Raw genomic sequence first — 15,933 nt, forward strand, 5'->3', positions numbered from 1 at the left:
CCAAAACGGCAAATGGGGGTGCGGTTTTTTTGTTTATTTTTGGTCAGTGTCAAGAAGATCATCTGATTTTATGCCTTTTTGATGCGGAAGATGAGAGGAAATTAACGCCGGGCATGCTGAAATTAAAAGTGGATGGGATATTTACAAACAACCCTGCTTACACAAAAAAGGTGCTGAAAGAGTACATATAAATTAAAAAAAGAGACGCGCGCGAATTACGCTGTCTCTTTTTTTAATGGTTTCTTTTTTGTCATAATGTACAACACAAACTTGCCGATAATCCCAATGATGAACAATGAAGCAAACCACCAATAATATGTTTTGGCAAATTCAAAACCTAAATGTCTTAATAAAATGATCACAAACATCATATATGGAACAATTGAAAAGACGATGCGAAGAATATTCAAACTGCTGCTCCTCCCGGATGAAAAAAATATCGGTTCATCGTTTTTTGATGAAGCAAGAACTGTTAACGCTATAGCGAGGATCACCATTATGTAAATAGTGTCATGCATATGGATTAATAATATCAGGACTGTCCTTTTCAAACCCTGTGTCAATTCCGGCCTCATTCTAATGAACGCTTACGGGTTATCCGCTTTGTGAGTTGAAACTGATTAATAGCAATAGTATGGCGAGTAATAACTTTTTTCAATGAACTAACCTTTATTCGAAGCTGCTTCTTTTTTTGCTACAATTTCATGTTAATATATTTTTTAAAAAAGTAAACACGATTACCCAAAAAGGTAATGAATCCTTCTGAAATTTGTCCCAAAAAAGGATTGAGCCCTGAGATATGACAGAATCCAATCCTCAAACATCCGATTATTTGTTTTGCACTTTTTTTTCAATAGCTATAATAAACGGCGGATCGTTTCGCTGATTGAGAAAGCCGTAGCTTAACACGCGTGCTTTCTCTTGATCAAGATTTTGGCAGTATTCTAAGAGGGCATTTTTTTCTTCCTTGCCTTCAGGGTGTCCGTGATACACCACGAGTACAATCAGCCCGTTGTCTTTCAGCAGTTCAAGGAGCTGTTCAATTGCCGTAATTGTGGAGTGTCCGTTTGTTGTTATGCTTTTATCACCGCCGGGCAGATAGCCAAGATTAAAAACAGCCGCCGCCACCCGGCCGTGTGCTTCCTCCGGCAGGGATTCTTTTATTTGATCATGGCTTTTATGATGCAGTGTGACACGCTTTCCGAACGTTTCTCCGAGCCGTTCCTTCGTTTTAGCAAGTGCATTTGCTTGAATGTCAAACGCGTGAACATGTCCCGTTTCCCCGACAAGGTCCGCTAAAAAAAACGTATCATGCCCGTTGCCCATCGTCGCGTCAATTGTGATATCTCCTTCTTGTACGGCGGACTTCAGCAATTCTTTACTGAAAGGAAGGATGTGCATTAAAGTCATAGAGCGGATTCCTCCCCGATTCTCCGGAAGAGCTTGCCTTGATAGCTTTCCCGCTGTTCCAGCTCTTTTTGAATAGCGCCTAATACTTCCCATTTATTGACACTCCACATCGGACCTACCATTAATTCAATCGGCCCGTCTCCTGTAATGCGGTGGACGATCATTTCCGGGGGAATGATTTCTAGCTGATCACAGACAAGCTGGACATACTCATCTTGAGAGAGAAATTCAAGCTTGCCTTTTTCATATTGCTTCACCATCGGCGTGCCTTTTAATAGGTGAAGCAGATGGATTTTAATACCTTGGACGTCTAAGTCGGCTACCGCTTTTGCCGTTTGCATCATCATATCCCGGTTTTCGAGCGGAAGCCCGTTAATGATATGGGAGCAGACACGGATGCCGTGTTTTCTTAACTTATTGACGCCCTCGACGTAACAGTCAAAATCATGGGCGCGATTGATTAAAAGCGCTGTCCTTTCGTGCACTGTCTGCAGTCCGAGCTCGACCCACAAATACGTGCGCTCATTCAGCTCGGCTAAATATTCCACGACGTCATCCGGCAGGCAGTCGGGGCGGGTTGCGATCGACATTCCGACAACACCGTCAAGCTTCAGCACGGATTCGAACTTTTCGCGGAGCTCCTCGACCGGGGCATGCGTATTGGTGAAGGCTTGGAAATAAGCGATATATTTGCCGTCCTTCCATTTTTCGTGCATGCGGTTTTTAATATCGTGAAATTGAGTTAATAAGTCATCGGCCCGGTTGCCGGCGAAATCACCGGAGCCCGCCGCGCTGCAAAATGTACAGCCGCCATGGGCGACCGTGCCGTCCCGGTTCGGGCAGTCAAAGCCGCCATCAAGCGCAACTTTAAACACTTTATGGCCGAAATGCTCCCGCAAGTGATAATTTAATGTATGATACCGTTTTTCCGTATTTGAATAAGGAAAAGGGTTCTTCTTGTTCAATGTTCAAAAAGCCTCCTCACATCAGATGCATCCTAAAATTGTAGCATGAAAGATCAGGGTTCACAATGCGGAAACCGATACGCGATTGTTATGATACGGCTTTTTGAGGTTTTTCTTTTTTTCTCTGTTTAACATTGATGAAAATAGCAAAAATAATTCCTAATATTAATATGTATCCTCCTGTTTTACATGTACTCTGAAAACTGAAGCTGATGTTCTCTTTGTATAATGTTGTTATTTTATTTTGGAGCAGGAGCACCTCATTTTTCTGAATGTTTAATTGTTGTTTTTTTTGCTTTTGTTCTTTTTTGGGGACGCTATTCAATACTTCGGATTCTTTTCTATCAATCGTTTCTGTTGTTTTTGTTTGAGAAAATGAATTTGTGTTATTTGAATGTTGAAGCTGATTTATAAATTCTGCTTTTGTACTAGGATCTAGGATAGAATCTTGTTCAGCAAGTGCAATCGCCTCTTTTTTTGCCAGCTCTGTATGTATTGTCATGTTTGCTGTTAATAAAGAGGTAAGAATTGCAATCCCAACCGCTTGCCCTACGGTTCTCATCATATTCATAATCCCTGATGCCATACCAGTTTTTTCATAAGCGATATGTTTGATCCCAGTTCCCATGACAGGACCTATCACAAAACCTAATGCCAATCCTGAAAAAGACAGCAGCAAAACCACGAAATAGATTGAACTGTCATAGCTGATAAATCCATAAAGATATGTTGAAACGGTCAGTCCGAGCATTCCGATACTCGGAAGCCAAACAGATCTCCATATGCCTGAAAGCGCAGAGGTAAACATTGAGGATAATGCTAAGGAAGAAATAATGAATCCAGCCTCAAGCTCAGTCTTTCCCATTAAATTTGTCAAAAGCAAGGTAATGATAAGTGTACCGCCTGTTAACCCTAACCCGAGCATAAATAAGGTTAGAGAACTGAACGCAAATGTACGTACTTTAAGCATTTGAATAGGGATCATCGGTGACTTTGTCTTACATTCAATTATGAAAAATAATATAAATAATACGGCGGAACTTGCAAACAGCAGCATGACTGGAAGAGATGTCCATCCGTCGTCAGACACGCGAGCAAACCCGAAAGTAAGGCAAAAAAGGGCAGAAGACAATACGAGCATTCCAAAAAAATCTATACGGTGATCAGCAGAGGAATCATAGCTTTCAGTAATAAATAAAACAGCCAAAAGCAGACAAATAAGGCCTAGAGGAATATTGATAAAAAAGATGGCTTGCCAGTTTATTTTTTGAATTATAATGCCGCCGAGCATTGGCCCTGCTGTTGCCGCAAGGCCGGAAAAAGCACCCCAAATCCCGATCAGCATTCCTTTTCTTTCTTCAGAAATAAGGTTTAATGCGATTGGCATTGTAACCGGAACGATAAATGCTGCAGCCAAACCTTGGATTACTCTTAATGCAATCAGCATCTCAATTGATGAGCTGAAACAAGCTGCTGCAGAAACTGCAACAAACAATGACAATCCGAAAATAAAGGCTTTTTTTCTGCCTAAATGGTCAGCGAGTTTTGATGCAGCCACCAATACAACGGCAAACGCTAAGTTATAGCCCGTAGCCACCCATCCAGCCTGTGAAAGGGAGCAAGAAAAGCGGTTCAATAAATCAGGTATAGCGATATTGACAATAGTTGTGTCCATAACCGAAATAAATGTGCTTAATAATAAAGCTGTCAAAATTAATTTTTGTTTCATGGCTGATCTCCTTATTTAGATTATTGTATGAAATTATTTTAGATATACATCTAAATATGTTAAAAAATACACCTATAATTGTCAATGCTATTCGTCAAAGTGATAAATGTTTTATAATCAAATAACAGATTGCGGTAGCGAAAAAGGAGCTGTAAGAATTGGATTTGACTCTGAGTAATAAGCCTTCTGAATTTTTGGATAAAATAAGTGCATTAATTTGGGTAACTCATGAATCATTTTTTCATGAGTATTGGAAAAAATTAAATGTCTCAATAGATAAAGAATATATTCAGGTGCTGAAGGAATTAAGAGAAGTGAAAGAAGAAGAGCGTGAGTTTTTAACGTTCTATTTTGGCAGCTTTTTCGGTTATGATGATGTAGCGAATGGGAATATTTTTTGTTTGGCTACAACATTTTTTCGAATCCATGAAATTTTTGATAAAAGCTTTTCAGATACCATCAATGGAATATCAAATAGCAAAGAGAGTGAGACTAGAAAGAAAATAGCAGAGTCATTATTGCATGTGAAGGGTCATTCGGATAAAACTGAAGCGGATCTGTATGCAGAGGATGAAGAGCTGTTTTTTTCGCTGCTGAAAGAGCTTCCAATCACAGGTGAATCGAAATGGAACTTACTTGAAGTAATGAAACAGCCTAGAGTCCACATACAGTTTTTTTGTGATACATTGAAGAAACTGGACAAACAATTAGATCAAGCATTGTCTCCCCTAGAGCCTCAGAGGACAAGCTGGATGAATCGTTTAAAGGCAATGGGGAATGATATTCCTTTACATATTATCCAAACAATAAAAGGTAAGGAGTACATGCAAAAATCTAAGGTTCACATATATCCGGTTTTGATTCCATTCACAGCCTTGATTTCAAAAAAACAAAACCAAATCTATATGGGACTTGGCAATAAAGCAGATGTTTTCTTTGCATCTAAAGGAGAAGACCGGAATGTCCGTATGTTAAATCTTTTGAAATTAATGGCTGATCAGAGCAAATTTAAAATATTAACGCTGTTGAAGGACAAAAAATTATATGCGAACGAGATTGCTGAACGGCTTCAATTGTCAAACGCGACGATTTCTCATCATATGAGGGTGATGACGGCTCAGGGGCTGGTAGAGAGTACACGCATTCAAAATAAAACGTATTATTATATCAATAAAGAGGCAATTAACGAAGTGCTGCAGGAGCTTCATGAGCAGCTGACCTGATCATTTTAAAAATTGGTTCCTTTTCCTATAACATTCATGTCTTAATCATTTGCTGTACGCTCAAACTAAGTTTGATTTTCCATTTTCATTCACTTAGGAGGGGTTTCTTTGGCAACAAGACAATCAGTAGATGAACATCTCCAAAGAAGCGAACAGGCATATGAATTTGCGAATGAGCAATTTTCTATTGCTTCAAGGCAAGAGCATTACAATGATAATGAGTACAGCGAAGCGCAGATGATGCTTGAAAACGCGGTGAATGAATTAAACAAGCTGTCATTATCAGCGAATGATCAGCAAAGAGAACAGCTTTACCGTATGAGATTGCAGCTGCAAACATTGCAAAACAATATGATTTTGCAGCGTAACTTCGATTATTAACAAACAGCGCTTTAGCGGCTGAAGCTTGCCGGAATGCCGGCAGGCTTTTTTTTCGGTTATTTTTCAAAAAAAGAATTGACAATTTACTGGTGTGTGTATATTGTATTAGGTGTACTACTTGATGTAATACACAACGAACACTTCATATACTGAATTTACATATCATCCCGAAAAAAGAAAGGAGAGCTTTCATGAAGACGAAAAGACCTGTAAAACAAGATGTGCCTCTCATTATTGCAGCTTCGGTTCTGGCCAGCAGTCTGTTTATCATTCTTGTTATGATCGGGTTTCAGTGGCAAAACATTTAACCAATAGAGAGCAGCTCGTATAGAAAGAAGGGAAGTAAATGATTCAAATCGATCCGAGAAGCTCAACTCCGATTTACGAGCAAATCATACAGCAACTGAAAGAGCTTTGTTTAAAAGGGATCATGAAGCCTGGAGATAAACTTCCTTCTGTCAGGGAATTGGCCACGATTATTATCGCTAATCCCAATACTGTCAGCAAAGCGTACAAGGAGCTAGAACGCGAAGGAATTATTGAAACGCTGAGAGGAAGAGGAACGTATATATCGGAGGACGCAAAAACGACATTGGTTGAAGGGAAGATGACGATGATAAAAGAGCAACTGAAACAGCTCATCATCGATGCCCATTACGCGGGAGTGGAGCTGGAGAAGCTGCAGGAATGGATAAAGGAAATCAGCGCTGATGTGAAAGGAGGGAAAGCTCATGATTGAATTGCGAAATCTCTCGAAAACGATTGACGGAAAAGAAGTGCTCAAAGATATCTCACTCACCATCGGAAAAGGAGAAATCTTCGGGCTGCTCGGCAGAAACGGATCAGGAAAAACAACGATGCTCCGGCTCATTCAGCAAATACTATTGCCGGATAAAGGTACGGTCTTATTTGATAATGTAGAAATAAAACGTCATCCGAAGGTAAAGCAGAATATCATTTACATGCCTGTCCAAAACCCTTTTTATGATAAGTATACGTATAAACAGCTTGTCGGCATTTTAAGCAGAATCTATCCAAGCTTTGATGTGACTTATGCCAATGAGCTGATGAACAGGTATGACATTCCGGAAACGAAGAAATACCGCGAACTGTCAACAGGGCTGAAAAAACAGCTGGCGCTCGTCCTTGCCTTCGCTTCCCGCCCCGCATTGATTCTGCTGGATGAACCGACGGACGGGATTGACGCCGTGACGCGCCATGACGTGCTTCAGCTCATGGTGGACGAAGTGGCAGAGCGGGATACAAGCATTTTGATTACCTCACACCGTTTAGAGGATATTGAACGTATGTGCAACCGGATCGGATTTTTGGAAGGAAATCAGCTGACAAATGTGATGGACTTGGATGATATGAAAGAGGAATATATCAAAATCCAAATGGCGTTTGAAACGGATGTCAATTTGACGATCAGAGAACAAAATATACCGATTCTCGATCAGGCCGGTGTGTTTTATACAGTGCTGATTCCGAAAAACGATGAGGAGAAAAAGTACTTTCTGAAAGAGCTGAATCCGAAAGTGTGGAACGAGCTGCCTGTGAATTTAGAGGAAGTCTTCATCGCGAAGTTTGGGGGGAACCGGAGATGGTAGACCGGGGACTGTTATATCGCGAGTGGAAACAGAATCAGGTTGTACTGATTTTGGTCAGTATCTTTTTAGCAGCAGTCAATCCGTTTTCAGTTTTTAATACTTATTTAACCTATAAAGGCTGTCTAGGTGATCCGGGGGAATATTATTGCGTTTTTCACGTGAATTCATTTGATAACGGAATGCTCATTATGAATTGGGTTACCGGTCTTATGCTGGCGGTCTGTTTATTCGGATTGGAGCGTACAAAGGGAACGATGGATTCACTGCTGAGTCTGCCTTATACACGCGGGCAGGTGTTTCAAACTAAATTTTTACTCGGGGGAGCGGTCATTGTCGGTTTCCAAGCGGTCGGTTATGGGCTCGCCGAGCTTTTGATCATTTTGCTGAAGCCTGAGCGTGTATACTATTTTCACCATTTCAGTGTCGGCGAAATCATTGTGAGTGTTTTGGCTTTCACATTGGTTGCAAGCGCCGGTACTTTAACGGGGAATACGTTCGGGCAGCTGTTAACGGCGTTTACCGTATCGATAGCGCCATACTTAATCATTTCTTTGCCGCTGGCAAATGCAGAAGTCGTTTTAGGGGTTAAGACATATGAATTATTGCCGTCTAGTGTAAACCATTCTTTTCAATTTATTAATCCGATTATGTACGCTAATACAGATTGGATCACTGCGAGTAAATACATCCTAATCATTCCGGCAGCGATGAGCATTTTGTTTTATGTCATTGGGTATATCTGCTTTGTCAGACAGCCGATTGAACGAAACGGGCGCTTTTTCCTTTGGAAAAAACTTGACCGTCCTGTTCAAATCTTCGTAATTATCATCGGCGTTCTCGGTTTTGGTTTGGCGGGATACTCGACGGGCCAGACAATCACTGGGTACGTTGTCGGGATGTTGATCGGAGGAGCAGTCGGCTTTTTGATCAGTTATTTTGCGATTTATAAAAAAACAAAGCATGTGTAGTTTAACCAGTTTACACACAGCATAAGAGGTGTTTACCGCGCAGGGAGGAAGTAAAATTGTCAGACCGCGGTTTGTTTTATAAAGAGTGGAAGCAGAATCATGTCACTTTCGTTTTGATTTCAGCTGTCCTCGTTTTTCTTAATCCGTTATCAATCATTAATAACTATTTCAAGTACCAAAGCTGTCTGAGTACGCAAAATCAATACCCTGATTACGAATGTAAATATACTGTAGACTTTTCCGATATGGGTTTGATTTTGCTTCATTTAGCGCCTGCTGTTATTTTAGCTGTCATCCAATTAGGGATTGACCGGAGTAAAGGGGTACTTGAATATACTTTAAGTTTGCCTTATTCAAGAAGTCAGGTGTTTCATGCAAAATTCATCATAGGCGCTTCAATTATCATCAGTTCACAATTATTTGCTTACCTGTTATCAGAACTCATGATTTTTTTGACACATCCGGGTAAGGTCATTTTTTTTCATCACTACATTGCGGGAATGATGATCATTAGCCTGCTGGCTTACTCTCTGCTGCTTGCGGCAGGCTCTTTAACCGGAAATGTAATCGCTCAGCTTTTAACTGCTTTATCAGTTTCTGTATTGCCTTATCTGATCATTCTTTTATTAGCGGTTAATGCTGGTATTATCTTTGGAGAGTCTGTGATTCCTGAGATAAATTTTCCATGGTCGGGCATTGTGATTTATTTTTTGCCGATAGTATATATACATCCTGCATGGCTCGGCTATAGCAAATACATTTTGCTTATTCCTGCTGCCATGAGTATTCTTTTTTATCTCATCGGTTTATTTTGTTTCATTCACCATCCGAATGAGCGCAGGGGTTATTTCTTTTTGTGGAAAAAGTTTGAGCGTCCTATTCAGATCCTCGTCATTGCGATTGGGATATTAGGATTTGGAGCTTTTGGCTATTACTCTGTAAATAGTTATTTCGGTTATGCATTCGGCATGCTCATAGGCGCAGTCATCGGCTTTTTGATCAGTTATTTCTTAATCTATAAAAAAACAAAGCTTATATAAGAGGAGTGGTGTAAATGATAGATGTGCAGCATATCGATCATTCATTTAAAATCGGCAGAAAAGGACGAGAAAATGAGGTTCCGGTGTTAAAGGATGTTTCTTTGACTGTTGAGAAAGGAGAAATCGCCTGCATTGTCGGGCGGAGCGGGTCCGGAAAGTCGACGCTTTTGAATTTGATTTCCGGCTACATATCACCAACGAAAGGCAGAATCGTCATTGACGGCACTGATGTGACAGATTTCAGTGAAAAAGAATGGGCACAGTTCCGTCTCGGCCATTTCGGTTTTATTTTTCAAAGCTTTCAGCTCATACCGAGTTTAACAACCTATGAAAATATTGAAATGCCGCTTGCACTGAAGGGCGTTAAGCCGTCTGAGCGCAAGCAGAAAGTCGCGGATATGCTGAAACGGGTCGGGCTTGAGAATCATGCCAATCATTATCCGAATGAGCTGTCAGGCGGCCAGCAGCAGCGTGTCAGTATTGCGAGGGCGCTGATTTTAAATCCGTCGATTATTTTAGCCGACGAACCGACTGGAAGCTTAGATTCAGAAACGGAGCTCGAAGTGCTTGCGTTAATTCAGCAGCTGAACCGGGAGCGCGGGATTACATTTGTCATCATCACGCATGACGATGAAGTCGCTTCGATCGCGCATTCAAAATTCCTTCTGCATGATGGTGTATTAAAAGGGGGCGTTACTGTTGAGATTTAAGGATCAGATTCACTTTATCAGAAGAAATATGAAGAAAAACCGTCTGCGTGTTTTCATGACGGTGCTTGCCACGACGATGGCGTGCGCATTTTTGGTTGTGCTGTCCTCGGTCGGATTCGGAATACAAAAAACGATTACAGATATCACCATGAGCCAGCAGATTGTAACCGAAATCAGCGTGCTCGGCCAAGAGAACGGCAAATCGGTAAAAAAATCCGACTTGGAAAAATATCAGCATGTAAAGTCTGTCGTTGAAAGAACCCAAGTGAATGAACCGAATAAAGCGACCTTGGATAACAGAACAAACGAAGATTCAACGATCGTGTTAACGAATATGAAAGACGAAGTAAAAGCCAACATGGAGCTTGAGCAGGGAAGAGTAGCCAAATCAGAAAATGAAATTGTGGTCGGCTATGATTTCGCGAAGAACTTATGGACGAAAAAAGAGGCGGATGCCTACAACAAAGAATTAAAGGATCATCAAGATGACCTGTCAGATGTGAAAAAGCCAAAAGGCTATACGAAGGATTTGCTAAATAAAACTATACAGCTGAGCATCTCTAAAACGAACAATGATACCGGAAAAACGGAAGGAACGAAAACGTACGACTTTAAAATTGTCGGGATTACAAAAAAACCGTCTCAAGATTGGATGGAAGACACAAATATTTTTATCAGTGATCAATTCAAAAAGGATTTTTCGAAATTCTTAGATTTTAAAGGCGGAAATGTTCAAAAAAGCACAAAAGTCTATGCTGACAAATTTGATAATGTTGACCAATTAACGAATGACCTGAGTGATGACGGTTATCAAGTCATATCAGTCACAACCCAGCTGCAAGGCGTCAACACATTTTTCCTTGTCTTTAAAATCGGCCTGATCTTTGTCGGATGCATTGCCGTGATTATATCTGCGATCGGGATTTTCAATACGATGACGATGGCCGTTACAGAAAGAACGCAGGAAATCGGGATTATGAAAGCAATCGGCGCAAGCCCGTCCATTATCCGCAGAATGTTCTTGATGGAAAGCGCGTATATCGGGATTTTAGGATCTGTGATCGGAATTATTATTTCTTACGGAGTGAGCTTTGCCGTAAACTTGGCTGTGCCGGTTATTTTGAAAGCGGTAGGGGGAAAAACCGGAGCTGAGGATCTTCATTATACGTTCTCCTATATCCCGCTCAGCCTCGTTGTGATTGCAGTTGTCATTTGTGCGGGAGTTGCGGTCATCTCCGGTATGAATCCGGCCCGCAAAGCGACAAAAACAAATGTCTTAACTGCGTTAAGAAGAGAGCTGTAAGAAGAAAAAACCGGCTGGACATCAGCCGGTTTTTCCTCTATCTATCGGAAAAGGGCGGATACAATGTTTCACATTTTGTTAATAGAAGATGATAAAACTTTGTTTCACGAAATAAAAGAGCGTTTAACGGGATGGTCATTTGCCGTTCACGGTATAAAGGATTTCAGCCGGGTCATCCGGGAGTTTTCGGAGATCAAACCTGATCTGGTGATTATTGATGTGCAGCTGCCGAAATTTGACGGCTTTCATTGGTGCAGAATGATCCGCTCTCAATCGAACGTGCCGATTCTGTTTTTATCTTCGCGTGATCATCCCGCAGATATGGTGATGTCGATGCAGCTCGGAGCGGATGATTTTATTCAGAAGCCTTTTCATTTTGAGGTTTTAATCGCTAAAATACAAGCCGTGTTTCGGCGGGTGTATCAATACAATGCAGAGCCGGCGCTAATCAAAAGGTGGTGCGGGGCTGCAATTGATGCTGAAACAAATATCGTCAGTAATGAAAACGGTTCAGTTGAGCTGACTAAAAATGAAATGCTGATTTTAAAGCTTTTAGCGGAACGAAAAAATAAAATCGTCAGCCGTGAAGATATGATCAGAAGCTTATGGAATGATGAACGCTTCGTCAGCGACAATACGTTAACGGTTAACGTCAATCGCCTGCGGAAAAAACTTGATCAATTAGGCATCGGGAAAATGATAGAAACAAAAGTCGGCCAAGGCTACATCGCAAAGGAAGATGACGGGCGCTATGATTAAGACATTTCTTTTGGAGAGAAAAAGCTGGATTATGATGTTTTTCATTCAGCAGCTCATAATCCTTTTTTTCGCATATATTGATCCGTCGATCCCGTTTTTTTCGGTTTTGTATTTTATCTATTTGTCACTTCTCGCGTTTCTGGTTTTTCTCGTGTTTCGTTTCCGCAAAGAGACCGCGTTTTATAAAAGCTTAAAGGAGTGGGACACCAATCTTGACATGTCTTATCTTAAAGAGCCGGACAGCCCGTTTGAGTCGATCATTGAGGAAAGCATTGAAGGCCAGACGCGGCAATTAAGAGAAAGCTCGCTTGCTCTGCGGTCAGAGCTTGAACGCGAAAAGGATGAGCTGATGTCTTGGATTCATGAAGTCAAAACACCATTAACGGCGATGCACCTCATGATCGAGCGCCTCGATGAACGGCCGTTAAAAGCTCCTTTAATGTATGAATGGCTGCGGATACACCTTCTCCTTGACCAGCAGCTGCATCAGAAACGTATTTCCTTTATAGAAAATGACTTATCGTTTCAAAGCATTCAGCTTGAAACGCTCCTTTTTAAAGAGATTAAAGTCTTACAATCATGGTGCATTCAAAAAGGCATCGGGTTTGACATTCAGCTTGAGGCGGAAGAAGTTCTCAGTGACGCAAAATGGCTTTCTTTTATCATCAGACAGCTTTTAAGCAATGCGGTCAAATACAGTGAAGCAGATGACATCACTGTGAAAAGTTATGAAAAAAACGGGCAGGTGTACATGGAGATCAAAGACCGCGGCATCGGCATCGCTCCGCAGGATATCACCCGTATTTTTGAAAAAGGGTTTACGTCGACGGGAAAGCGGCACGATCATGCGTCAACAGGGATGGGGCTGTATTTGGCTGAAAAAGCTGCGGTTCCGCTCTTGATCCGCATCAGCGTTCGCTCAGAGCCGGAAAGCGGCACGGTTTTCACTTTGGCTTTTCCGAAGCGGAACGATGCCGTCAAAATAATCAGCATGTGACAAAAGTGTCACATGCTTTTCTTTTTTGTTCGCTCAATCAAACGAAAAAAACGTGTCCTGTTTTTATAATAAAAGTATCTAATATAAAGGAGAATCGTAACGTGATGATTTTAGAAGCCGGTAACATTCAAAAAAGCTACGGAAGTAAGCTGAATAAACAAGAGGTGTTAAAAGGAATCGATCTTCAGATTCAAAAAGGGGAATTTGTCAGCATTATGGGGCCGTCAGGATCGGGTAAAACAACCCTGCTTAATGTGCTCTCTTCCATTGATAAAGTGAGCGCGGGATCGATTAAACTGAATCGGACAGATATCACCGCAATGAAAGAAAAACAGCTCGCTGAATTCAGAAAACGGCATCTCGGGTTTATATTTCAGGATTACAATCTATTAGATACGCTGACAGTGAAAGAAAACATTCTGCTTCCGATATCCATTACGAAAATGTCTAAAAAAGATGCCAATCAAAAATTTGAAGAGGCGGCAGAGGAGCTTGGCATTTATGAATTGAAAGATAAGTATCCAAGTGAGATTTCAGGCGGACAAAAGCAGCGGACATCGGCCGCGAGAGCCTTTATCCACGAACCGAGCATTATTTTCGCCGATGAACCGACCGGAGCGCTTGATTCCAAGGCAGCATCTGATTTGTTAAATAAGCTCAGCCGACTTAATCAAAAACGGAATGCCACGATCGTTATGGTGACGCACGATCCGGTTGCTGCCAGCTATTCCGGACGGGTGATTTTCATTAAGGACGGCCGTATTTATACGCAGCTGAATAAAGGCGGACAGGACAGGCGGGACTTTTTCGAGGATATTATGAAAACACAAGGCGTGCTAGGCGGGGTTCAGCATGAACATTAATCATTTGATCTTCCAGAATTTAAAAAAGAACATCAAAAACTATTATCTTTATGTCTTTGCTTTAGTTTTTAGCGCCGCCCTTTATTTTGCGTTTGTCACGATGCAGTACGACCCGGCTCTTGATGAAATGAAAAGCTCTATCAAAGGAGCGGCAGCGATCCGGGCGGCGTCGATCCTGCTTGTGGCAATCGTGTCCGTTTTTCTTTTATACGCCAACACGATTTTTATTAAACGGCGCAGCAAGGAAATCGGTTTATTCCAATTGATCGGAATGACGAAAATGAGGATTTTCCGCATTCTCAGCGCGGAGAATTTCATTTTGTATTTCGCTTCCATATGGATCGGGATTTTTGTCGGTTTTTCCTTTTCTAAATTATGCATGATGATTTTGTTTCACACAGTCGGTGTAAAAGCCTCTGTCTCACTGTTTTTTTCAAGCCAGGCGCTTGTTCAGACCCTTATCGTTTTCGGTGTGATTTATGTTCTGATTATGATCATGAATTACCTGTTTATCAAACGGCAAAGCATTCTGTCGTTATTTAAGGCGGCATCATCCTCTGAACAAAAGATGACATCGCTCTCTTGGTTCCAGATGGTGATCGGCATTATTGGAATTGTGTGCATTATCGCAGGATATGCTGTGTCCTCCAAATTATTCGGCGGCAGCTTTACGTCAATGAATGAACTGTTTTTAGCGATGGTATTTATTCTTGGATCGGTTATTATCGGGACCTATCTTTTTTACAAAGGCTCCGTCAGCTTTCTGGCAAATCTTATCCGGAAATCAAAAGGCGGTTATTTGAATGTAAGTGAAGTGCTGTCACTGTCATCCATCATGTTCCGGATGAAGTCCAATGCCGTTTTGCTGACGATTATTACAACTCTCTCGGCGCTTTCGATCGGTTTATTGTCATTAAGCTACATCTCGTATTATTCTGCGGAAAAATCAGCCGAGCAAAATGTAGCGGCGGATTTTGCGATGAACAATCAAAAGGAGGCGGATTCATTTACTGCTTTATTGCGTGAGAACGGGATTCAATATCACATGAAAAAAATAAAGACGATTCAAGTCGATGCCAATGTGAAGCACATTATAAACGGTGATATGGGTAATTTTAAACAAGACCCCTCACACATGGTCTTGCCGATCGTAAGTGAAAAGGACGCAGAAGGGGTATCTCTTTCTGACGGCGAAACCGTGTTCACAGGCTATAATGATATGATGCGAAAATTTCTGAGCTTGAAAGAGTCGGGACGCATCGAAATGAATGGCAAAAAGGAAAGCATATCATTGTCTTATTCGGGCTTGAGACGTGATTTCATATTGCCTTATATATTCACAAGCGGACTGCCCATTGCCATTGTGAGTCAGCATGTATTTGACCATTTGGAAAAGGATATCGATCCGGCCATTCAGAAAAAAACCACGCTGTTTTTCAGCATCACACTGAAGAATGAGGATGAATTAAAAGCAGCAAACGATCTGTTTCAGGCGCAGCACTATTCAGACGATCAGCTCTCGCGTTTTGACTTAGCCGACACCCAAAAGAAAAATATGGGGCTGATCATGTTTATTGTCGGGTTTTTAGGGTTAACTTTTCTCATCACATCAGGCTGTATCCTGTATTTTAAACAAATGGGTGAGTGTGAAGATGAGAAGGCTGATTACACGATATTGCGAAAGCTCGGATTTACACCAGGGGATCTGCTTAAAGGCATTCGCAGAAAACAAGTATATAATTTCGGCATTCCGCTGATTCTTGGGCTTTTCCATAGTTATTTCGCCGTTCAATCCGGCTGGTTTTTATTCGGAACGGAAGTATGGACGCCGATGATCATTGTCATGGCGCTGTATACGGTGCTGTATTCCATCTTCGGAATGCTGTCTGTGCTTTATTATAAAAAAGTTATTCATTCCGCACTGTCATGATGAAAAGAAAAGCTCCGGCAAACCGGGGCTTTTTTTTCTGTATGA

General features: G+C 41.4%; 17 protein-coding genes and 1 pseudogene. 14 read left to right on the plus strand and 4 right to left on the minus strand.

Going from position 1 to position 15,933, the window contains the following annotated elements:
* Positions 1-77: 77 nt before the first annotated feature.
* Positions 78-191 (plus strand): annotated as a pseudogene (locus tag AXI59_RS20380) (glycerophosphodiester phosphodiesterase); the annotation flags it as partial.
* 24 nt (positions 192-215) lie between these two features.
* Here AXI59_RS20380 and AXI59_RS09755 read toward each other — a convergent pair.
* The 4 genes from AXI59_RS09755 to AXI59_RS09770 all read right to left on the minus strand — a co-directional run bounded on the left by AXI59_RS09755 (position 216) and on the right by AXI59_RS09770 (position 4,104).
* Positions 216-410, minus strand: coding sequence for a hypothetical protein (locus tag AXI59_RS09755; RefSeq protein WP_061528069.1), 195 nt, complete (start codon positions 408-410; stop codon positions 216-218).
* A 418-nt stretch (positions 411-828) separates the two neighbouring features.
* Positions 829-1,410 carry a tRNA 5-(aminomethyl)-2-thiouridylate-methyltransferase MnmM gene (gene mnmM, locus AXI59_RS09760; RefSeq protein WP_061528053.1) on the minus strand — a complete coding sequence of 194 codons (582 nt, stop codon included), beginning with the start codon at positions 1,408-1,410 and terminating at the stop codon, positions 829-831.
* Positions 1,407-2,375 carry a tRNA modification radical SAM protein MnmL/YtqA gene (mnmL, locus tag AXI59_RS09765; protein WP_061528054.1) on the minus strand — a complete coding sequence of 323 codons (969 nt, stop codon included), beginning with the start codon at positions 2,373-2,375 and terminating at the stop codon, positions 1,407-1,409. The genes mnmM and mnmL overlap by 4 nt, the downstream gene beginning before the upstream one ends.
* Positions 2,376-2,463: 88 nt before the next feature.
* Positions 2,464-4,104: an MFS transporter gene (locus AXI59_RS09770; protein ID WP_061528055.1), complete on the minus strand. Its 1,641-nt coding sequence runs from the start codon at positions 4,102-4,104 to the stop codon at positions 2,464-2,466.
* A 158-nt stretch (positions 4,105-4,262) separates the two neighbouring features.
* Here AXI59_RS09770 and AXI59_RS09775 point away from each other — a divergent pair, with 158 nt between their 5' ends.
* The 13 genes from AXI59_RS09775 (at position 4,263) to AXI59_RS09830 (ending at position 15,888) form a co-directional block, all read left to right on the plus strand.
* Positions 4,263-5,327, plus strand: coding sequence for an ArsR/SmtB family transcription factor (locus AXI59_RS09775; RefSeq protein ID WP_061528056.1), 1,065 nt, complete (start codon positions 4,263-4,265; stop codon positions 5,325-5,327).
* A gap of 108 nt (positions 5,328-5,435) precedes the next feature.
* Positions 5,436-5,708: a YtzC family protein gene (locus AXI59_RS09780; protein WP_061520077.1), complete on the plus strand. Its 273-nt coding sequence runs from the start codon at positions 5,436-5,438 to the stop codon at positions 5,706-5,708.
* A 191-nt stretch (positions 5,709-5,899) separates the two neighbouring features.
* A complete protein-coding gene (locus AXI59_RS20385; RefSeq protein WP_229978237.1) occupies positions 5,900-6,016 on the plus strand; it encodes a hypothetical protein in 117 nt (38 codons plus the stop codon).
* Between the two features lie 38 nt (positions 6,017-6,054).
* Positions 6,055-6,447, plus strand: coding sequence for a GntR family transcriptional regulator YtrA (gene ytrA / locus AXI59_RS09785; RefSeq protein WP_061520078.1), 393 nt, complete (start codon positions 6,055-6,057; stop codon positions 6,445-6,447).
* Complete coding sequence (locus AXI59_RS09790) at positions 6,440-7,318, plus strand: ABC transporter ATP-binding protein (protein ID WP_061520079.1); 879 nt, start codon at positions 6,440-6,442, stop codon at positions 7,316-7,318. Before ytrA ends, AXI59_RS09790 begins: the two co-directional genes overlap by 8 nt.
* On the plus strand, positions 7,312-8,286 hold the full coding sequence (locus tag AXI59_RS09795) for an ABC transporter permease subunit (protein ID WP_061528057.1): 975 nt from the start codon (positions 7,312-7,314) through the stop codon (positions 8,284-8,286). Before AXI59_RS09790 ends, AXI59_RS09795 begins: the two co-directional genes overlap by 7 nt.
* A gap of 56 nt (positions 8,287-8,342) precedes the next feature.
* Entirely contained in the window at positions 8,343-9,326 is a 984-nt protein-coding gene (locus AXI59_RS09800) for an ABC transporter permease (RefSeq protein WP_061528058.1), read from the plus strand.
* Positions 9,327-9,340: 14 nt separating this feature from the next.
* Positions 9,341-10,036 (plus strand): ABC transporter ATP-binding protein, encoded by a 696-nt coding sequence (locus tag AXI59_RS09805; protein WP_061520083.1) that lies wholly within the window; start codon positions 9,341-9,343, stop codon positions 10,034-10,036.
* Complete coding sequence (locus tag AXI59_RS09810; RefSeq protein WP_061528059.1) at positions 10,026-11,339, plus strand: ABC transporter permease; 1,314 nt, start codon at positions 10,026-10,028, stop codon at positions 11,337-11,339. The genes AXI59_RS09805 and AXI59_RS09810 overlap by 11 nt, the downstream gene beginning before the upstream one ends.
* 63 nt (positions 11,340-11,402) lie before the next feature.
* The gene (locus AXI59_RS09815; protein ID WP_061528060.1) at positions 11,403-12,098 is read left to right on the plus strand and encodes a response regulator transcription factor; all 696 of its coding nucleotides are present in this window, start codon (positions 11,403-11,405) and stop codon (positions 12,096-12,098) included.
* Positions 12,091-13,095, plus strand: a complete 1,005-nt coding sequence (locus tag AXI59_RS09820) for a sensor histidine kinase (RefSeq protein ID WP_061528061.1) — start codon at positions 12,091-12,093, stop codon at positions 13,093-13,095. Before AXI59_RS09815 ends, AXI59_RS09820 begins: the two co-directional genes overlap by 8 nt.
* A gap of 101 nt (positions 13,096-13,196) precedes the next feature.
* On the plus strand, positions 13,197-13,958 hold the full coding sequence (locus AXI59_RS09825; protein ID WP_061520087.1) for an ABC transporter ATP-binding protein: 762 nt from the start codon (positions 13,197-13,199) through the stop codon (positions 13,956-13,958).
* Positions 13,948-15,888, plus strand: a complete 1,941-nt coding sequence (locus AXI59_RS09830) for an ABC transporter permease (RefSeq protein WP_061528062.1) — start codon at positions 13,948-13,950, stop codon at positions 15,886-15,888. Before AXI59_RS09825 ends, AXI59_RS09830 begins: the two co-directional genes overlap by 11 nt.
* Positions 15,889-15,933 lie beyond the last annotated feature (45 nt).

It is taken from the genome of Bacillus nakamurai (assembly GCF_001584325.1).
GTDB classification, from domain to species: Bacteria; Bacillota; Bacilli; order Bacillales; family Bacillaceae; genus Bacillus; species Bacillus nakamurai.

What these genes read in the sequence shown, in the direction of transcription:
- mnmM (WP_061528053.1), bottom strand. Translation starts at nt 1,410, where the DNA reads ATGACTTTAATGCACATCCTTCCTTTCAGTAAAGAATTGCTGAAGTCC.
- AXI59_RS09770 (WP_061528055.1), bottom strand. Translation starts at nt 4,104, where the DNA reads ATGAAACAAAAATTAATTTTGACAGCTTTATTATTAAGCACATTTATT.
- AXI59_RS20385 (WP_229978237.1), top strand. Translation starts at nt 5,900, where the DNA reads ATGAAGACGAAAAGACCTGTAAAACAAGATGTGCCTCTCATTATTGCA.
- ytrA (WP_061520078.1), top strand. Translation starts at nt 6,055, where the DNA reads ATGATTCAAATCGATCCGAGAAGCTCAACTCCGATTTACGAGCAAATC.
- AXI59_RS09790 (WP_061520079.1), top strand. Translation starts at nt 6,440, where the DNA reads ATGATTGAATTGCGAAATCTCTCGAAAACGATTGACGGAAAAGAAGTG.
- AXI59_RS09795 (WP_061528057.1), top strand. Translation starts at nt 7,312, where the DNA reads ATGGTAGACCGGGGACTGTTATATCGCGAGTGGAAACAGAATCAGGTT.
- AXI59_RS09805 (WP_061520083.1), top strand. Translation starts at nt 9,341, where the DNA reads ATGATAGATGTGCAGCATATCGATCATTCATTTAAAATCGGCAGAAAA.
- AXI59_RS09815 (WP_061528060.1), top strand. Translation starts at nt 11,403, where the DNA reads ATGTTTCACATTTTGTTAATAGAAGATGATAAAACTTTGTTTCACGAA.
- AXI59_RS09820 (WP_061528061.1), top strand. Translation starts at nt 12,091, where the DNA reads ATGATTAAGACATTTCTTTTGGAGAGAAAAAGCTGGATTATGATGTTT.
- AXI59_RS09830 (WP_061528062.1), top strand. Translation starts at nt 13,948, where the DNA reads ATGAACATTAATCATTTGATCTTCCAGAATTTAAAAAAGAACATCAAA.